Below are 15,233 nucleotides of genomic sequence, written 5' to 3'. Positions count from 1 at the left end.
CATCGGGGTCGCAGAACCAGGAGCCGCATTCTCGCGATGCGCGGAGCAATCTTGACCTGCGCATCCATGAGGCGGTGGCTGTGGCTGTCCGCTATCAAGTTCACGTCACTGCCAGGGCAGGGCAGCAGGTCGTCGACGCCAGTACCATGACCGGCTGATCATGGTAGCGACGTCCTCGCCCAGAGCCCTCGAGAGGGCATTTCCGCTGTCCTCGATGGATACCTCTCGATATTGGGCATCCAGGACGGAAAGGCACTCCTCCAGCGCCGACCGTCCAGCTGTGGGAACTTTTCGCAGTTCAGTTTCAATTCGATCCCGAAGTTCCAAATCCGCTTTATACATTTCCACCGAATACCAACCGGACGGCGGCCATCCATTCCGCATTCTAATGCAGAGGCGCTCCCAATTCGCAAACAGGTCGCGAATCACCTCGAACTCCTGAGTGGATCCAGTTGGAATAGCCAGATCAGTCACTGGCGTCGGAATGCGGAAGGCTCGGACGACTTCCGGAAAGTTGATTACAGGTACGTCCGGAAACTCCGAGACAGCGGCTTCGGTCGCTGTGACTCTGAATCCGGAGTGGGGCGGGTCGAGTTCCGAGACGCGCGCCAAGGTGAGCCCTCCAGCGGGATCAGCAACCTTGCGGACCCAAGGAATTCGATCTCCCCAGGTGAAGAACACAGAAGCTTTCAAGCCTCGCGAGAGAATCAGGGCCAACTGCTCCTCGGAAAACTGGTTCTTCAGGTCATCAATGATATAGACAGAGAGCGACCAGTTCAAGTCACCGTCGAGTCGGTCATACTCGCAGGTGACTAGCGCATCCCAATTCCGGGAGTCGAGCTCAGAGGAATCCGAAACGTCGACTTCGGAGATTCGGACATCAAACGCCGCAGCGAGAATCTCGGGCATCGCCTCGATGATCCCGCTGCCAGTAGCCAGGAAACCGTAGATCATGGGTAGTACTTCCTATACAGGTCAATTGCCTTCTTTACGGCTTCCGGGTTATCGCGAAATTGTGGAGCTTTGCTGAACATGACCTGAACCTTGCTCATGTCTCCGTCGGCGCGCATTATCTGCTTCAATGCATTGTATTCGATACGGTTCATGTCGATGAACCCCGGGCCGTCCACGGGGAAAATTCGCCCGCTCGGTTCAACGGCATACCGTCTGCCATTGATGCTGTAGAGCTGGGATTGGGCATTGAACTGTGCCCGGCCTGCAGCGATCTCGGCTATATCCTGCCGCACCTTGGCTCGCGCCTCCGGAAGGATCACGGTATTCTTTGTGTCAACGGCCCCACTTCTGACTCCACTCAGCTCGTGTCGGTAATTTGGATACAGGAGAAGCTTCCCTCTGGCTGTCCCGACAATGTCATCTGCGGCCTGCCATTCCTTCACGGGGGCCGGCCGCCGGTCCGCAGCAAGTTCACCACCTTGCGCTGAATCTCTTCCACCGCCGCCGTGACCTGGCGGTACAGGGTCAGCGGGGTGACCAGGGCCGTGGGGGGCGTCACCGGTGATGTCCGGAGAGGCGGAACCGTGACCGCCAGGGCCGTTCGGGCCGGAAGCCCGCTCTTCGCCGCCTGGCGAGCGTTGCGGCGCTTCATTATGGGCCTGCGGTGGCCGGTTCTCGCTCGTGTGCGCGGTGGCGGGAGGCGTGTGGGTGCCCGCGCCCACCAGTTCCTGTTTGCGTGGCGCCTCGATCGAGGGGGTCCGGTCGGCGGCTGGCAATTCGGATGGCGCCGGTGTGGAGTCGGGGACGCCCCTGTTGCCGGGGATGAACTCGCCGTCCTGGATGCGGAGCTGCGCGCCGTTCGGGTATTCGATGACGCTGTAGGCGGCGTCCGAGGCCGCCGCCGCGTCGGTGGCGCCACGGATCCCTGCGGTGAGTTCGGCGACCCTGGGAAGGCCACGGGCCGCCACGCCGGCCGTCTTGGCCGCCGCGCCGATCGGGTCCAGGACCTCGCCGATCTTGGCCGCGGCGCCCGCGACGCGGGAGGCCGTGCCGGCCTTGCCGGCCGCAGAGCCGGCCTTCGAGGCCGCGCCGAGGGGGCCGGCTCCGAGGGTGAGGCCGTTGAAGATGACCGTCCCCATGGCCTTGCCGGGATTGGAGCCCCAGTCGTCCCAGCCGACGAACGCCTTGGCGAACTCCTTCGCGTACGGCTTGCTGTCGTCCATCAGCTTCTTCTGCGCCGGGGCGATGTCGTCGCGGTCTCCGTTCGGGTCGAGGAGGTAGCCCTCCGCGCCGACGATCACCCGGAGCAGCCCCTCGCGGGCGGCGCCACCCTCCTCGCCGGGGCTGAAGAGGTCGATCAGTCCCTCGACCGAGCCTGCGGCGTTGTCCCACATGCTGATCCCGGCCTGCTTCAGGTGATGGTCGATGCCGAACGGATAGATCTCGCGGTGCTCGGGGCGGCCCCACGGCAGCGAGTCGGCTTCGGCCAGTTGCTCGGCGCTGAACCCGTACGCGTTCTGCTGCTCGGGGCTGCCGTCGTTGATGTGCCACCGGGTGCCGTCCACCAGCGCGGTGATCTTGTCGGCGCAGCCGACCTCGGCCGCCTGGAACGCGGCGACCGCCGCGTTCACGCCGTCCCAGATCCCCTGATGCTCGTCGACCTTGGCCTGGTCCTTGCGCCAGTTGCCCAGCGGCCCGTCATCGTGCCGGACCGACTCGACGAACCTCGTCGCCTGGAAGCGCAGCAGGTCCAGTTGTTTGACGATCTCGACGACCTCGAGCGCGTACGTCTCCAGCGCCCCGGCCACCGTCTCCAACCGGTCGGCGAAGCGGCCCGAGCCCTCCTGCACGGCCTGCGTCGTCGAGAACAGCTGCCCGGCCTCCGGAGCCCGGTACGAGGAGGCCAAGTTCTGGAAGCGCGTGTGGACGTCACCGCCGCCGTCGCGGACCGCCTTCGCCGCCTGCCGCAGCGCGATGATCTCCCGCCCCAGCCCGGGCAGGTCACCGGTGAAGACGGGTATCTTCTCGGGGCTGATCACCTCTCGCCCGCCCTGCTCCGGGCAGCCTGCAACAGCGCCGTCACATCAGGAGCGAGCATCGCCTGCCGCTGGGCGTTCCACGCCTGCTCGAGATTCCCGGCGATGTACGCGTTGGTCGCCTCGACGGCTCCGTTCGCCGAATTGCTCGCACGCAGAGGGAGGAACGCCACATCCGCCTCGGTCCCCTCGGCGAACTGCCCCAGCGCCGCAGCCACCAGCCCGCCGGCCCCGCCGCCTGACCCGGTGCTGCCCTCGCCGAAGGCCAGCATGCCGGCAGACTCCATCGCCCCCTGCACACTCGTCCCGTACAGCTTGATCCCGGCGTTCATACCGTCAGCCGCTTCCCGCACCTGCGAGATCACGGACTGCACCCCTCCGGGCGCGATGTCCCACCCCGTCACAACAACCCCCGTGTTGTCTTCGGCCGATCCGACTGTCATCGACCAGGTCGCCATCGCCTGCGCGAAGGGCGACAAGATCTCCATCTTTACCAGCCGGACGGGGACGGTAGCGATGCAATTCCGGCCAAAGCGCCTGCGGTCGCGGCCTGTTGAAGCCTGGAGGTCAAGGTCGGGCTGACGCGTCAGACGCTCTCACGTCGCCTCTTGGTCGAAATCGGCCGCGGCCTTGAGGAAGTCCTGCTCGAAACCCTGCTGCCAGTCCGGACGACGCTCAAGCGCCGCGCGGACGGCGGCGGGAGTCTTCTCGCATGCCGTGGAACCGACTGCGTCTGACATGCCCGCTTCCCTTCCCGTAGGTCATCGGACGACGGAGCCCGATGCGCGTGGGGTGCCGTCTGCTTCGATGATGATCTCCTGGCCGTGAAAGGGCCCGGTGATGCCAAGGTGCACGTGCCCTCCCCGGAGGTTTCCGCGGTTGCTGGGCGGCCGCAGGGGATCGCACCGCACTCGCCTGCTCAGCGGCCTGGTGGCACGGCGACTACGCACCGCCATATAGAGGTCAACGCTCTGTTGACGTGCGGTCGTCCGCTGTGGCGGCGGCGAGTGGCGGGAAGCCCGAGCGCAGAGAAGTCCACGCCGACACCAAGGCCATGCGTCGGCGGTGCCGGGTGTACTGCCGCTCGCGCGTCACGACCCACGGCCGGACCGGGGCCGTCGCCCGCCCGCGCCCAGGCGCTTCGCTGGGCGAGCGCCCCCGCCGAAACCCGCTGCCGCCCCTGAGGCGTTGTCCGCGTCTGGGACTAGTGTTCGCGGTGATCCCGAACGAAAACGGCTCCCTGGGGGACACCTTCATGCCCATGCGCGCGCCCGACTTCTCCTGGCACTTCACACCGGGCAACCGGTTCGAGGACGAGGGCGGACAGAGCGGCACCATGTCCCTGGTCCCGGCCGGTGAACTGTGGCTCCCCACGGGCAGGGTCGTGGCCTGCGACCCCTTTGTCGCGCTCGGCACCGGTGAGTCCGAGCCGTTCACGGCGGACGTCGCACCCGGCCGGTACCGCGTCGAGTGCGCCGTCGCCACGATCAACGAGGCACACGAGGAGCCCGCCGACGGCGAGCCGCCGCATCTGCGGATCGCCGCCGCCCGGTTGGTGATCAAGGAGACACCCGCCGTGTCCTGGGAGATCGCCCACCAGGCCGGCCAGGACCCGGCGGAGCTGGCCGACGACGAGTTCTTCGCGTACGGGGTCGACGCCGGCACCGGCTGCTTCTACGACGCGGCCTGTGACGAGTCCTTCCCCGACTGCGCGGGCGACAAGGGCCCCCTGTGGGACGCCTTCGACGCGGGCGGCGACTCCTACCTCGGCCCGCACACGATCACCGCTCCCGACACGGGCCACCAGCTGGTCGCGTTCATGTCCGGCTGGGGCGACGGCGCCTACCCGACCTGGATCGGGCGCGACACGGACGGGGCCGTCACCTGCTTCGTCACGGACTTCTTCGTCGTCCCCTCCGAGCACGACGTCCCCTGACGCGCCCGTGGCGTGACGTGACGCGCCGTTCCCGAGCCTGGCCCCGCCGAGTAATCTCGGCGGCATGCCGATCCGCGCCGTGCTCTGGGACATCGACGACACGATCTTCGACTACGCGGGCGCCGACCGGATCGGCATGAGCAGGCATCTGGAGAACGAGGGCCTGCCCGACGGGTACGCGACCGCCGAAGAGGCACTCGTCGCGTGGAAGCGGATCACCGACGTCCACTGGGCCCGGGTCGCCGACGGCCTCACCGACTTCCAGGGGCAGCGGCGCGACCGGGTGCGGGACTTCCTCGGCCGGGAGATGACCGACGCGGAGGCCGACGAGTGGTTCGGGCGGCACGTGGTGCACTACGAGGCGGCGTGGTCGCTCTTCCCCGACGCCGTGCCCGTACTGGATCTCCTCGCTCATGACTATCGTCACGGCATCCTGTCCAATTCGAGCTTCCGCCACCAGGAGCGCAAGCTGCGCACCCTGGGGGTGCGGGACCGTTTCGAGGCCGTCGTGTGCGCCGTCGAGATCGGCATCTCCAAGCCGGAGGCCGGCGCCTTCCTGGCCGCCTGCGAGGCCATGGGACTGGCTCCCGCCGAGGTGGCGTACGTGGGGGACCAGCCCGACATCGACGCCCGCGGCGCCGTCGAGGCGGGACTCACCGGCATCTGGCTCGATCGCGGCGGGCTCGGCGGCCGCCCGGAGCTGGTCCGGATCACCGGCCTCGACGAGCTGCCCGCGCTGCTGCGCGGGGATACCCGTTTTGGAGCGCCGTCCACCTTCGGGTAATGTTCTTCCTGCGCCAAGGGGAGCGGGCAGAAAGCTCGGGAGCCGGAAGCGCAGACCGAACAAAACCCCCGCTCGGGGGTTGAGTTTTGGTGGCCTATGGTGTAATTGGCAGCACGACTGATTCTGGTTCAGTTAGTCTAGGTTCGAGTCCTGGTAGGCCAGCTCGCAGAGCTTATCTGCAACGCCCCCGTTGTGTAGCGGCCTAGCACGCTGCCCTCTCAAGGCAGTAGCGCCGGTTCGAATCCGGTCGGGGGTACAGATCCATCCCGCGAAGTCCTCAGGGTCGCACCCGATGGCATCGCGGTGACAACATCCGGCTACCACCGGGTGAGGATCGCTAGGGCCCCCGTTGTGTAGCGGCCTAGCACGCCGCCCTCTCAAGGCGGTAGCGCCGGTTCGAATCCGGTCGGGGGTACTGGTCTAAACCACCATGGGCTATGGTGTAATTGGCAGCACGAGTGATTCTGGTTCATTTAGTCTAGGTTCGAGTCCTGGTAGCCCAGCGCGTCGCAGGATGCATGCCCCCGTTGTGTAGCGGCCTAGCACGCCGCCCTCTCAAGGCGGTAGCGCCGGTTCGAATCCGGTCGGGGGTACAGAGTCCGAAGGGGCCTTCCGAGCAGTCGGAAGGCCCCTTCGGCGTTCGCCGGCCGACTCACCCATCTGCCGTGAGTACGGGGGCAGTTCGATGATCGGGACACCGCCCCGGCAGCGCGCGATCCTGCCGCGACGGGGGCGGCGGGGCCCCGGGAAGGGCCCGCACGCCTCACACGGTCAGCGGCACCGGATGGATCTCGTCCGCCGGGTGCCCCGTGCGCTCGTGGATGCGCTGCACGGCGTCCGCCGACGGCGCCTCGGACAGGCAGTAGACGGTGCCCGTCTCCGGGTCCGCCCACGCCTGCTTGAAGTGCACACGCTCCTCGCCCTCGATCGCCAGATCCGCGTTGTGCGCCTCCATCAGCTGCTCGCCGGTGATGCCCTTCATCCCGCGGTGTACGTCCATGAACTCGGTCATCGGTCCCGCACCTCCGTCGCTCGCCTCGTTGCTTCGAGCACTGTCTTCCATGGTGCACCCGACGGGCCCGGAACACGTCCGGCCGGCCCCTGCGGCGTTGAAGGGGCCGGCCGGTGCGACGTACGAAGGGACAGGTCAGCCGCTGCGGCGCAGCGCCTCGCTCAGCCGGCCGGCGGCGTCGATGACCGCCTGGGCGTGCATCCGGCCCGGGTGGCGGGTCAGGCGCTCGATCGGTCCCGAGACCGAGACGGCGGCGACCACGCGGTTCGAGGGCCCGCGGACCGGCGCGGACACCGAGGCCACGCCCGGCTCGCGCTCGCCGATCGACTGGGCCCAGCCCCGGCGCCGTACCCCGGAGAGGGCGGTCGCCGTGAAGCGCGCGCCCTGCAGTCCGCGGTGGAGGCGCTCCGGCTCCTCCCAGGCCATCAGGATCTGGGCCGAGGAGCCCGCCTTCATCGTGAGCGTGGAGCCGACCGGTACGGTGTCCCGCAGCCCGGACAGCCGCTCGGCCGCCGCCACGCAGATGCGCATGTCGCCCTGCCTGCGGTAGAGCTGCGCGCTCTCGCCGGTCACGTCGCGCAGATGTGTGAGTACCGGCCCGGCCGTGGCCAGCAGCCGGTCCTCGCCGGCCGCGGCGGCGAGCTCCGCGAGTCGCGGACCGAGGATGAAACGGCCCTGCATGTCGCGCGCCACCATACGGTGGTGCTCCAGTGCCACTGCCAGGCGATGTGCTGTAGGTCGTGCGAGTCCCGTGGCCGCGACCAGCCCCGCGAGGGTGGCCGGACCGGACTCCAGGGCGCTCAAGACAAGGGCTGCCTTGTCGAGGACGCCGACGCCGCTAGAGTTGTCCATGCAACGATACTCGCGTCTCACTCTGTGAAACGCAAGTTCAATTTGCTCGAGAACTTGCCACGCTGTAGTGGCGGCCCGCGGACCAACGGGCACTGCACAAGATCTCTAGTTGCGTCGGCGGCACAGCCGGCCGGAGGGAAAGCGATGGGTAGGACACTCGCGGAGAAGGTCTGGGACGACCATGTCGTCCGGCGCGCCGAGGGCGAGCCCGACCTCCTCTTCATCGATCTGCATCTGCTGCACGAGGTGACCAGCCCCCAGGCCTTCGACGGTCTGCGGAAGAACGGCCGGCAGGTGCGCCGCCTCGACCTCACCATCGCGACCGAGGACCACAACACCCCGACCCTCGACATCGACAAGCCCATCGCCGACCCCGTCTCCCGCGCCCAGCTGGAGACGCTGCGCAAGAACTGCGCGGACTTCGGCGTACGGCTGCATCCCCTGGGCGACGTCGAGCAGGGCGTGGTGCACGTCGTCGGCCCCCAGCTGGGTCTGACCCAGCCCGGCACGACCGTCGTCTGCGGCGACTCCCACACCTCGACGCACGGCGCGTTCGGCGCGCTGGCGTTCGGTATCGGCACCTCCCAGGTCGAGCACGTGCTGGCGACCCAGACGCTGCCGCTGGCGCGCCCGAAGACCATGGCGATCACCGTAGAGGGTGAGCTGCCCGAGGACGTCACCGCCAAGGACCTGATCCTCGCCATCATCGCCAAGATCGGCACCGGCGGCGGCCAGGGCTACATCCTCGAGTACCGCGGATCTGCCATCGAGAAGCTGTCGATGGAAGCGCGGATGACCATCTGCAACATGTCGATCGAGGCCGGCGCCCGCGCGGGCATGATCGCCCCGGACCGCACCACCTTCGACTATCTCCAGGGCCGCGACCACGCCCCGAAGGGCGAGGAGTGGGACGCTGCGGTCGAGTACTGGAAGACGCTGCGCACCGACGACGACGCAGTCTTCGACGCCGAGGTCTTCATCGACGCCGCCGGACTGGCCCCGTTCGTCACCTGGGGCACCAACCCCGGCCAGGGCGCGCCCCTGTCGTCGCAGGTCCCCGACCCGGCTTCGTACGAGGACGCTTCGGAGCGCCTCGCCGCGGAAAACGCCCTGAAGTACATGGGGTTGACCGCCGGGCAGCCGCTGCGCGACATCAAGGTCGACACCGTCTTCGTAGGCTCCTGCACCAACGGCCGCATCGAGGACCTGCGCTCGGCCGCCGGCATCCTGGGCGGCCGCAAAGTCGCCGAGGGCGTACGGATGCTCGTCGTCCCCGGCTCCGTCCGGGTCGCGCTGCAGGCCGTGGAGGAGGGCCTGGACAAGGTCTTCAAGGACGCCGGCGCCGAATGGCGGCATGCGGGCTGCTCCATGTGCCTGGGCATGAACCCCGACCAACTGGCTCCCGGTGAGCGCTCCGCCTCCACCTCGAACCGCAACTTCGAAGGCAGGCAGGGCAAGGGCGGCCGTACGCACCTCGTCTCGCCGCAGGTAGCCGCCGCCACCGCGGTCCTCGGCCACCTCGCCTCGCCCGCCGACCTGTCCGAAACCCCCGCCCCCGCCGGAGTCTGAACACGATGGAAGCCTTCACCGCACACACCGGCCGGGCCGTTCCGCTGCGCCGCAGCAACGTCGACACCGACCAGATCATCCCCGCGCACTGGCTGAAGAAGGTCACCCGCGACGGTTTCGAGGACGGTCTCTTCGAGGCCTGGCGCAAGGACGCCGACTTCGTCCTCAACCGCCCCGAGCGCAAGGGCGCCTCGGTGCTCGTCGCCGGCCCCGACTTCGGCACCGGCTCTTCGCGCGAGCACGCCGTCTGGGCCCTGCAGAACTACGGCTTCAGGGCGGTCATCTCCTCCCGGTTCGCCGACATCTTCCGTGGCAACTCCCTCAAGAACGGCCTGCTGACGGTGGTCCTCGAGCAGTCCGTCGTGGACGCGCTGTGGGAGCTGACCGAGAACGACCCGAGCGTCGAGATCACCGTCGACCTGGAGAAGCGACAGGTCCTCGCGCCCGGAGTCACCGCGGACTTCGAGCTCGACGAGAACGCCCGCTGGCGGCTGCTGAACGGTCTGGACGACATCAGCCTCACCCTTCAGAACGAAGCGGACATCGCGGCGTACGAGGCGGGCCGACCGGCCTTCAAGCCCCGGACGATTGAGGTCTGAGCAGCGCTTTTCCCGAACTGCGCCCCCCGCCTTCCGGCGGGGGGCGCAGTCGTATGTTGATGTCCTGTCGGGCGACAACTCGCCCCAGATGGCACAATCGGTGCATGGAACGCGACAGCCAACTCGAGCTCTGCGCGGAAGTCGCGGCCCGATTGAAGGAAGCGCACACCAAGGTGCGCGAATTGCAAGCACCAGAGGGCGTGAAGATGGCGCTCTCCCGGAAGCTGCTGGTCGTCACGGCGGCCACGAAGCACGATCTCCCGGATGCGGCAAGGCGTCTGGACCGGTTGATGAAGGACCTCGACGAGGGCCGTTTCCCTGAAGGTGACTGACCTGAAGAACTCCGCCAAGGTCGACTTCGTTGCGGCACTAGGGTGATTAGCCCGTTTCGTGTTTGATTTGCGGTATATATCTGCCTAACGTGCGAAAAAGCCAGGACGCCATCGTTCCGGCCAAATGTCTCCGAAGGGGAAGACGTGAACAAGGCGCAGCTCGTAGAAGCGATTGCCGACAAGCTCGGCGGCCGGCAGCAGGCCGCGGACGCTGTCGACGCGGTGCTTGACGCGATCGTCCGCGCAACGGTCGCCGGAGACCGGGTGTCGGTCACCGGCTTCGGCTCGTTCGAGAAGGTCGACCGCCCCGCCCGTTACGCCCGCAACCCGCAGACGGGTGAGCGGGTACGGGTCAAGAAGACGTCCGTCCCGCGGTTCCGCGCCGGGCAGGGCTTCAAGGACCTGGTGAGCGGCTCGAAGAAGCTGCCCAAGGGCGGCGAGGTCGCCGTCAAGAAGGCGCCCAAGGGCAGCCTCTCCGGCCCGCCCCCCACCATCGCCAAGTCGGCGGCCAAGAAGGCCGCGGCGAAGCGGACCGCGGCCAAGAAGACCACCGCGGCCGGCAAGAAGACGGCGGCCAAGAAGACGACCGCGGCCGCCGGCAAGAAGACCACCGCGAAGAAGACGACCGCCAAGACCACGGCGGCCGCGAAGAAGGCGACCCCGGCGAAGGCCACCGCCAAGAAGGCCGCGGCGAAGAAGACCGCCCCGGCCAAGAAGGCCACGGCGAAGAAGGCGCCGGCCAAGAAGGCCACGTCGCGCAAGACCACTGCCAAGAAGACCACGGCGAGGAAGAAGTAGCAGCGCGGGCGCCGACGCCCCAAGACGTAAGCGGCACAAGGCCGCACAGCCACTCACGCGCCGGGCCGGTCTCCTTCCGGGAGACCGGCCCGCGGCGTGCCCGGCCGCGGCCGGCTCAGAACGTGTACAGCGTCACCAGCGTGATGCGGCGGCTCTCGCCCTCGCCCTCGATCTCGATCCGCACCCGCTGCCCCGGCCGCAGCAGCCGCAGGCCGCCCGCGTCGAAGGCCGCCGCGTCGAACTCGACCGGGGTGCCGTCGTCCAGCAGCACGCTTCCGCCGCGGGTCTCCGGGTCGTATGTGTACGAGGTCGCCTGCATGCCGCCAGCTTAGGGCCTCTCGTTCCGGATCCCGCCGGGCTGCCGTGCCCGGCACCGCACCTCGACGCGTTGTCCTCCGTCGCCGACTCTCCCGTCCTCGGTCCTGGCGGGCCCGGGGAGATTCCATGCACCGGACCCCCCTCACTGATCCGGCCCGATCCGGACCAAAGGCCCTAGTGGTCCGCCGGGCGGGCCCCGCGGGGACCGGCCACCGCGGCGCCTCCGCCCGGTGCCGCACCGCCTCCGCCCGGTGCCGCGCCGGCGCCGGCCGCGAGGCGCCGCGCCGTGTACGGGCCCACGCCCAGCGCGAGCGCCGCCGCGAGGTCGTCGGCGGTGTCCACGTCCTGCCGTACGGAATCGACGTCGCAGGAAGCGATTTCCGCCGCGCCGGAAGCCAAATGCGCACGGCGCGAAGAGCCGCCGAAAGCGGGCCGCAATTCACTGCCCGGCCGGGCGCAGAGCAAAGTCGTGCCGATTCCGGCGGCGTCCGTCAGAAATGCCCGGGAAAATTCCGAAGCAGCCGCCAGCACCCGGCCCAATTCGGTGGTACGCAATGCGGGCAGGTCTGCGTTGAGCGCCGCGACCGCCGCGGAGGAACGCGCGGAACGCACCGCGCGGGCGCCGTGCGCCAGCGCCGCGTTGAGGCCGGCCGCGGGGGAGTCCGGCACGATGCGCGCCCCCAGCGCGCCCAGCTCGGCCGCCGCGCTCGTGTCGTCCGTGACGACCACCACATCCCGCACGGCCGGGCACGCCAGCGCCGCCGCCACGGTGTCCTGGGCGAAGGCGAGGGCGAGACGGGGCCGCAGCCTGCCGTCCGCCGCGCCCGCCAGTCTGCTCTTCGCCAGGGCCAGGGGTTTCAGCGGCACGACCAGGGACCAGAGCAGGGCGGGTGCGGGGACCGGCTTCGGGTTCGGGGCGAGCTCCGGGTCCATGCGCATCGCGCCCATTGTCGCCCGAACCGGAGAAGGCCCCGGGGGAGGGGCGGTGGCCGGGGCGTACCGTGTTCTCGACAGACCAGAGGCCTGGGGCGACACTTGACCCCCGGCAGCCAGGCAATGGCCCGGTCGTAAGAGGAAGGTGTCCGAGTGTCCCGCCGTAGAATCGGCTTCTGGTACCGCCTGGCCGCGGTCATCGCAAAGCCGCCGCTGTTGCTTCTGTTCAAGCGGGACTGGCGGGGAATGGAACACATTCCGGCCGAGGGCGGATTCATCACCGCGATCAACCACAACTCGTACCTCGACATGTTCTCGTACGGCCACTTCCAGTACAACAGCGGACGGGTTCCGCGCTTCCTGGCCAAGGCCGCGCTCTTCAAGACGCCCGTGGTCGGCGTTCTGCTGCGGGGCACCCGCCAGATCCCCGTCTACCGCGAGTCCACCAACGCCGTCGGCGCCTTCCGCGCCGCCGTCGAGGCCGTCGAGCGCGGCGAGTGCGTCGCCTTCTACCCCGAGGGCACCCTCACCCGCGACCCCGCCATGTGGCCGATGACCGCCAAGACCGGTGTGGCGCGGGCCGCGCTGCAGACCAGGGCGCCCGTCATCCCCGTCGCCCAGTGGGGGGCCAACTTGGCGATGCCGCCGTACGCCAAGGAGAACAAGGTGCGGTTCTTTCCGCGCAAGACACTTCAGGTGCAGGCCGGTCCGCCGGTCGACCTCGCCCGTTTCTACGGCCTGGAGCCCACGCCCGACGTCCTCAGGGAGGCCACCGAGGCCATCATGGCCGCGGTGACCCGCGAGCTCGAGGACCTGCGCGGCGAGAAAGCGCCGTCGAGCCCGTTCGACCTGCGCGAAGTCCGCGCGGAGCAGCGCCGCAAGGCCGCCGGGGAGGAAGCGAAGTGACTCAGTCCGTCAAGGCGGCCGTCTTCGGAACGGGTTCGTGGGGTACGGCGTTCGGCATGGTGCTCGCCGACGCCGGCTGCGAGGTCACCCTCTGGGGCCGCCGCGCGAACCTGGTCGACGCGGTCAACACGACCCGTACCAACCCCGACTATCTGCCCGGGATCGAACTCCCGGAGAACCTGCGGGCCACCACCGACCCGGTAGAGGCGCTGCACGGCGCGGACTTCACCGTCCTCGCCGTCCCGTCCCAGACGCTGCGCGCCAACCTCGCCCTGTGGGCGCCGAAGCTGCCCGCCGGCACCGTGCTCGTCTCCCTGATGAAGGGCGTCGAACTCGGCACCGCCAAGCGGATGAGCGAGGTCGTCGAGGAGGTCGCGCAGGTGCCGGGCGAGCGCGTGGCCGTGGTCACCGGCCCCAACCTCGCCAAGGAGATCGCCCAGCGCCGGCCCGCGGCCGCCGTGGTCGCCTGCCGTGACGAGGCGGTCGCCCAGCGCCTCCAGACCGCCTGCCACACGCCGTACTTCCGCCCCTACACCAACACCGACGTCGTCGGCTGCGAACTGGGCGGCGCGGTCAAGAACGTCATCGGACTCGCCGTGGGCATCGCCGACGGCATGGGGCTCGGCGACAACGCCAAGGGCTCGCTGATCACCCGCGGCCTCGCGGAGACCACCCGCCTCGGCCTCGCGATGGGCGCCGACCCGCTCACCTTCTCCGGACTCGCCGGGCTCGGCGACCTGGTGGCCACCTGCTCCTCGCCGCTGTCCCGGAACCACACCTTCGGCACCAACCTGGGCCGCGGGATGACGCTCGAGCAGACCATCGCGGTCACCAGGCAGACCGCGGAGGGGGTCAAGTCCTGCGAGTCGGTGCTCGACCTGGCCCGCAGGCACGGCGTCGACATGCCCATCACCGAGACGGTCGTCGGGATCGTCCACGAGGGGAAGCCGCCGGTCGTTGCTCTCAAGGAGTTGATGTCCCGCGCCGCCAAGCCCGAGCGACGCTGACGTCGTTCGAACCAGCGGGTAGTCTCATCGCGATATGAGCACCGAGAACCTCCCCCAGAGCCCTGAGCAGCCGCTCCGTAAGCCGCGCGTGGCGGTCGTCTTCGGCGGCCGCAGCTCCGAACACGGGATCTCCGTGGTCACCGCGGGCGCGGTGCTGCGGGCCGTCGACCGGACCAAGTACGACGTCCTGCCGATCGGCATCACCGCCGACGGCCGATGGGCGCTCACCGCCGACGAACCGGACCGCATGGCGATCACCGACCGCCGCACGCCGAACGTCGACGAGCTCGCGGAGTCCGACGAGGGCGGCGTGGTGCTCTCCGTCGACCCCGGCAGCCGCGAGGTCGTCTACAGCGAGCCGGGCTCGGTGCCCAAGGTGCTGGGCGAGGTCGACGTCGTCTTCCCGATGCTGCACGGCCCGTACGGCGAGGACGGCACCCTCCAGGGCCTGCTGGAGCTCTCCGGCGTCCCGTACGTCGGCTCCGGCGTGCTCGCCTCCGCCGTCGGCCAGGACAAGGAGTACATGAAGCGCGTCTTCGTCTCCTTCGGCCTGCCGGTCGGCCCGTACGAGGTGATCCGGCCGCGCGAGTGGGCGAACGACCCGGCCGCGGCCCGGAAGAAGATCGTCGACTTCGCCGGTGAGCACGGCTGGCCGCTGTTCATCAAGCCCGCCCGCGGCGGCTCGTCCATGGGCATCACCAAGGTCGACTCCCTCGCCGGCCTCGACGACGCGGTCGCCGAGGCGCAGCGCCACGACCCCAAGATCCTCGTGGAGTCGCTGCTGCGCGGCCGCGAGATCGAGTGCGGCGTCCTCGAGTTCGAGGACGGCCCGCGCGCCAGCGTGCCGGCCGAGATCCCGCCGGTCACGTCGCACGACTTCTACGACTTCGAGGCCAAGTACATCGACTCCGCGGCCGGTCTGGTGCCCGCGCCGCTGACCGAGGAGCAGACCGCCGAGGTGCAGCGGCTGGCGGTCGCGGCGTTCGACGCGGCCTCGTGCGAGGGCCTGGTCCGTGCGGACTTCTTCCTCACCGAGGACGGCGAGTTCGTCATCAACGAGATCAACACCATGCCGGGCTTCACCCCGATCTCCATGTACCCGCGGATGTGGCAGGAGAGCGGCGTGGCCTACCCCGAGCTGGTGGACCGGCTGATCCAGGCCGCGCTCACCCGCTCGACGGGCCTGCGGTAGACCGC

General features: G+C 69.1%; 17 protein-coding genes and 5 tRNA genes. 14 read left to right on the top strand and 8 right to left on the bottom strand.

Annotated elements, in window-relative coordinates; translation table 11 throughout:
* Nucleotides 1-105: 105 nt before the first annotated feature.
* From ACWD01_RS16280 to ACWD01_RS16265, 4 genes are all read right to left on the bottom strand, one after another.
* Nucleotides 106-954 carry a hypothetical protein gene (locus ACWD01_RS16280; RefSeq protein ID WP_451162217.1) on the bottom strand — a complete coding sequence of 283 codons (849 nt, stop codon included), beginning with the start codon at nucleotides 952-954 and terminating at the stop codon, nucleotides 106-108.
* Nucleotides 951-2,993: a hypothetical protein gene (locus ACWD01_RS16275; protein ID WP_451162215.1), complete on the bottom strand. Its 2,043-nt coding sequence runs from the start codon at nucleotides 2,991-2,993 to the stop codon at nucleotides 951-953. Before ACWD01_RS16275 ends, ACWD01_RS16280 begins: the two co-directional genes overlap by 4 nt.
* The gene (locus tag ACWD01_RS16270; RefSeq protein ID WP_451162213.1) at nucleotides 2,990-3,469 is read right to left on the bottom strand and encodes a DUF6507 family protein; all 480 of its coding nucleotides are present in this window, start codon (nucleotides 3,467-3,469) and stop codon (nucleotides 2,990-2,992) included. Before ACWD01_RS16270 ends, ACWD01_RS16275 begins: the two co-directional genes overlap by 4 nt.
* Before the next feature lie 117 nt (nucleotides 3,470-3,586).
* Nucleotides 3,587-3,730: a hypothetical protein gene (locus ACWD01_RS16265; protein ID WP_451162211.1), complete on the bottom strand. Its 144-nt coding sequence runs from the start codon at nucleotides 3,728-3,730 to the stop codon at nucleotides 3,587-3,589.
* Nucleotides 3,731-4,245: 515 nt separating this feature from the next.
* On the opposite strand from ACWD01_RS16265, the gene ACWD01_RS16260 reads away from it, so the two are divergent.
* From ACWD01_RS16260 to ACWD01_RS16230, 7 genes are all read left to right on the top strand, one after another.
* A complete protein-coding gene (locus ACWD01_RS16260) occupies nucleotides 4,246-4,926 on the top strand; it encodes a DUF4241 domain-containing protein (RefSeq protein ID WP_451162259.1) in 681 nt (226 codons plus the stop codon).
* A 64-nt stretch (nucleotides 4,927-4,990) separates the two neighbouring features.
* Nucleotides 4,991-5,710: an HAD family hydrolase gene (locus tag ACWD01_RS16255; protein WP_451162209.1), complete on the top strand. Its 720-nt coding sequence runs from the start codon at nucleotides 4,991-4,993 to the stop codon at nucleotides 5,708-5,710.
* A 90-nt stretch (nucleotides 5,711-5,800) separates the two neighbouring features.
* Nucleotides 5,801-5,872: transfer RNA gene (locus tag ACWD01_RS16250), tRNA-Gln, on the top strand.
* Nucleotides 5,873-5,893: 21 nt separating this feature from the next.
* Nucleotides 5,894-5,966, top strand: a tRNA-Glu gene (locus ACWD01_RS16245).
* A gap of 86 nt (nucleotides 5,967-6,052) precedes the next feature.
* A tRNA-Glu gene (locus tag ACWD01_RS16240) sits at nucleotides 6,053-6,125 on the top strand.
* A gap of 16 nt (nucleotides 6,126-6,141) precedes the next feature.
* A tRNA-Gln gene (locus ACWD01_RS16235) sits at nucleotides 6,142-6,213 on the top strand.
* Nucleotides 6,214-6,230: 17 nt separating this feature from the next.
* Nucleotides 6,231-6,303, top strand: a tRNA-Glu gene (locus tag ACWD01_RS16230).
* 170 nt (nucleotides 6,304-6,473) lie between these two features.
* Here the strand turns inward: ACWD01_RS16230 and ACWD01_RS16225 are convergent.
* A complete protein-coding gene (locus ACWD01_RS16225) occupies nucleotides 6,474-6,722 on the bottom strand; it encodes an SCO4226 family nickel-binding protein (RefSeq protein WP_356895560.1) in 249 nt (82 codons plus the stop codon).
* A 135-nt stretch (nucleotides 6,723-6,857) separates the two neighbouring features.
* Entirely contained in the window at nucleotides 6,858-7,574 is a 717-nt protein-coding gene (ndgR, locus tag ACWD01_RS16220; RefSeq protein WP_058942291.1) for an IclR family transcriptional regulator NdgR, read from the bottom strand.
* A 144-nt stretch (nucleotides 7,575-7,718) separates the two neighbouring features.
* On the opposite strand from ndgR, the gene leuC reads away from it, so the two are divergent.
* The 4 genes from leuC to ACWD01_RS16200 all read left to right on the top strand — a co-directional run bounded on the left by leuC (nucleotide 7,719) and on the right by ACWD01_RS16200 (nucleotide 10,872).
* Complete coding sequence (gene leuC / locus ACWD01_RS16215; RefSeq protein ID WP_451162206.1) at nucleotides 7,719-9,143, top strand: 3-isopropylmalate dehydratase large subunit; 1,425 nt, start codon at nucleotides 7,719-7,721, stop codon at nucleotides 9,141-9,143.
* Nucleotides 9,144-9,148: 5 nt separating this feature from the next.
* On the top strand, nucleotides 9,149-9,742 hold the full coding sequence (gene leuD, locus ACWD01_RS16210) for a 3-isopropylmalate dehydratase small subunit (RefSeq protein ID WP_451162204.1): 594 nt from the start codon (nucleotides 9,149-9,151) through the stop codon (nucleotides 9,740-9,742).
* Between the two features lie 104 nt (nucleotides 9,743-9,846).
* Entirely contained in the window at nucleotides 9,847-10,074 is a 228-nt protein-coding gene (locus ACWD01_RS16205) for an SCO5555 family protein (RefSeq protein ID WP_451162202.1), read from the top strand.
* A 144-nt stretch (nucleotides 10,075-10,218) separates the two neighbouring features.
* On the top strand, nucleotides 10,219-10,872 hold the full coding sequence (locus ACWD01_RS16200; protein WP_451162200.1) for an HU family DNA-binding protein: 654 nt from the start codon (nucleotides 10,219-10,221) through the stop codon (nucleotides 10,870-10,872).
* Nucleotides 10,873-10,987: 115 nt separating this feature from the next.
* Here ACWD01_RS16200 and ACWD01_RS16195 read toward each other — a convergent pair whose 3' ends face one another.
* On the bottom strand, nucleotides 10,988-11,191 hold the full coding sequence (locus ACWD01_RS16195; RefSeq protein WP_451162198.1) for a hypothetical protein: 204 nt from the start codon (nucleotides 11,189-11,191) through the stop codon (nucleotides 10,988-10,990).
* 173 nt (nucleotides 11,192-11,364) lie between these two features.
* Nucleotides 11,365-12,129, bottom strand: coding sequence for a 2-phospho-L-lactate guanylyltransferase (gene cofC / locus ACWD01_RS16190; RefSeq protein ID WP_451162196.1), 765 nt, complete (start codon nucleotides 12,127-12,129; stop codon nucleotides 11,365-11,367).
* Between the two features lie 147 nt (nucleotides 12,130-12,276).
* Here cofC and ACWD01_RS16185 point away from each other — a divergent pair, with 147 nt between their 5' ends.
* The 3 genes from ACWD01_RS16185 to ACWD01_RS16175 are packed head-to-tail and all read left to right on the top strand — an operon-like array spanning nucleotide 12,277 to nucleotide 15,228.
* Nucleotides 12,277-13,029, top strand: a complete 753-nt coding sequence (locus ACWD01_RS16185; RefSeq protein WP_451162194.1) for a lysophospholipid acyltransferase family protein — start codon at nucleotides 12,277-12,279, stop codon at nucleotides 13,027-13,029.
* Nucleotides 13,026-14,036 (top strand): NAD(P)H-dependent glycerol-3-phosphate dehydrogenase, encoded by a 1,011-nt coding sequence (locus ACWD01_RS16180; protein WP_451162192.1) that lies wholly within the window; start codon nucleotides 13,026-13,028, stop codon nucleotides 14,034-14,036. The genes ACWD01_RS16185 and ACWD01_RS16180 overlap by 4 nt, the downstream gene beginning before the upstream one ends.
* A gap of 34 nt (nucleotides 14,037-14,070) precedes the next feature.
* Nucleotides 14,071-15,228 (top strand): D-alanine--D-alanine ligase family protein, encoded by a 1,158-nt coding sequence (locus ACWD01_RS16175; protein ID WP_451162190.1) that lies wholly within the window; start codon nucleotides 14,071-14,073, stop codon nucleotides 15,226-15,228.
* Nucleotides 15,229-15,233: the final 5 nt, after the last annotated feature.

This window comes from Streptomyces sp. NPDC002835 (assembly GCF_053591995.1).
Note: the sequence above shows the minus strand (reverse complement) of the source record. Positions and strands in the feature narration are given on the sequence as shown.

Bases quoted from the DNA above. Each gene is read 5' to 3' on its own strand.
- ACWD01_RS16280 (WP_451162217.1), bottom strand. From the start codon at position 954: ATGATCTACGGTTTCCTGGCTACTGGCAGCGGGATCATCGAGGCGATG.
- ACWD01_RS16265 (WP_451162211.1), bottom strand. From the start codon at position 3,730: ATGTCAGACGCAGTCGGTTCCACGGCATGCGAGAAGACTCCCGCCGCC.
- ACWD01_RS16260 (WP_451162259.1), top strand. From the start codon at position 4,246: ATGCCCATGCGCGCGCCCGACTTCTCCTGGCACTTCACACCGGGCAAC.
- ACWD01_RS16255 (WP_451162209.1), top strand. From the start codon at position 4,991: ATGCCGATCCGCGCCGTGCTCTGGGACATCGACGACACGATCTTCGAC.
- ACWD01_RS16225 (WP_356895560.1), bottom strand. From the start codon at position 6,722: ATGACCGAGTTCATGGACGTACACCGCGGGATGAAGGGCATCACCGGC.
- ndgR (WP_058942291.1), bottom strand. From the start codon at position 7,574: ATGGACAACTCTAGCGGCGTCGGCGTCCTCGACAAGGCAGCCCTTGTC.
- leuC (WP_451162206.1), top strand. From the start codon at position 7,719: ATGGGTAGGACACTCGCGGAGAAGGTCTGGGACGACCATGTCGTCCGG.
- leuD (WP_451162204.1), top strand. From the start codon at position 9,149: ATGGAAGCCTTCACCGCACACACCGGCCGGGCCGTTCCGCTGCGCCGC.
- ACWD01_RS16205 (WP_451162202.1), top strand. From the start codon at position 9,847: ATGGAACGCGACAGCCAACTCGAGCTCTGCGCGGAAGTCGCGGCCCGA.
- ACWD01_RS16195 (WP_451162198.1), bottom strand. From the start codon at position 11,191: ATGCAGGCGACCTCGTACACATACGACCCGGAGACCCGCGGCGGAAGC.
- cofC (WP_451162196.1), bottom strand. From the start codon at position 12,129: ATGCGCATGGACCCGGAGCTCGCCCCGAACCCGAAGCCGGTCCCCGCA.
- ACWD01_RS16175 (WP_451162190.1), top strand. From the start codon at position 14,071: ATGAGCACCGAGAACCTCCCCCAGAGCCCTGAGCAGCCGCTCCGTAAG.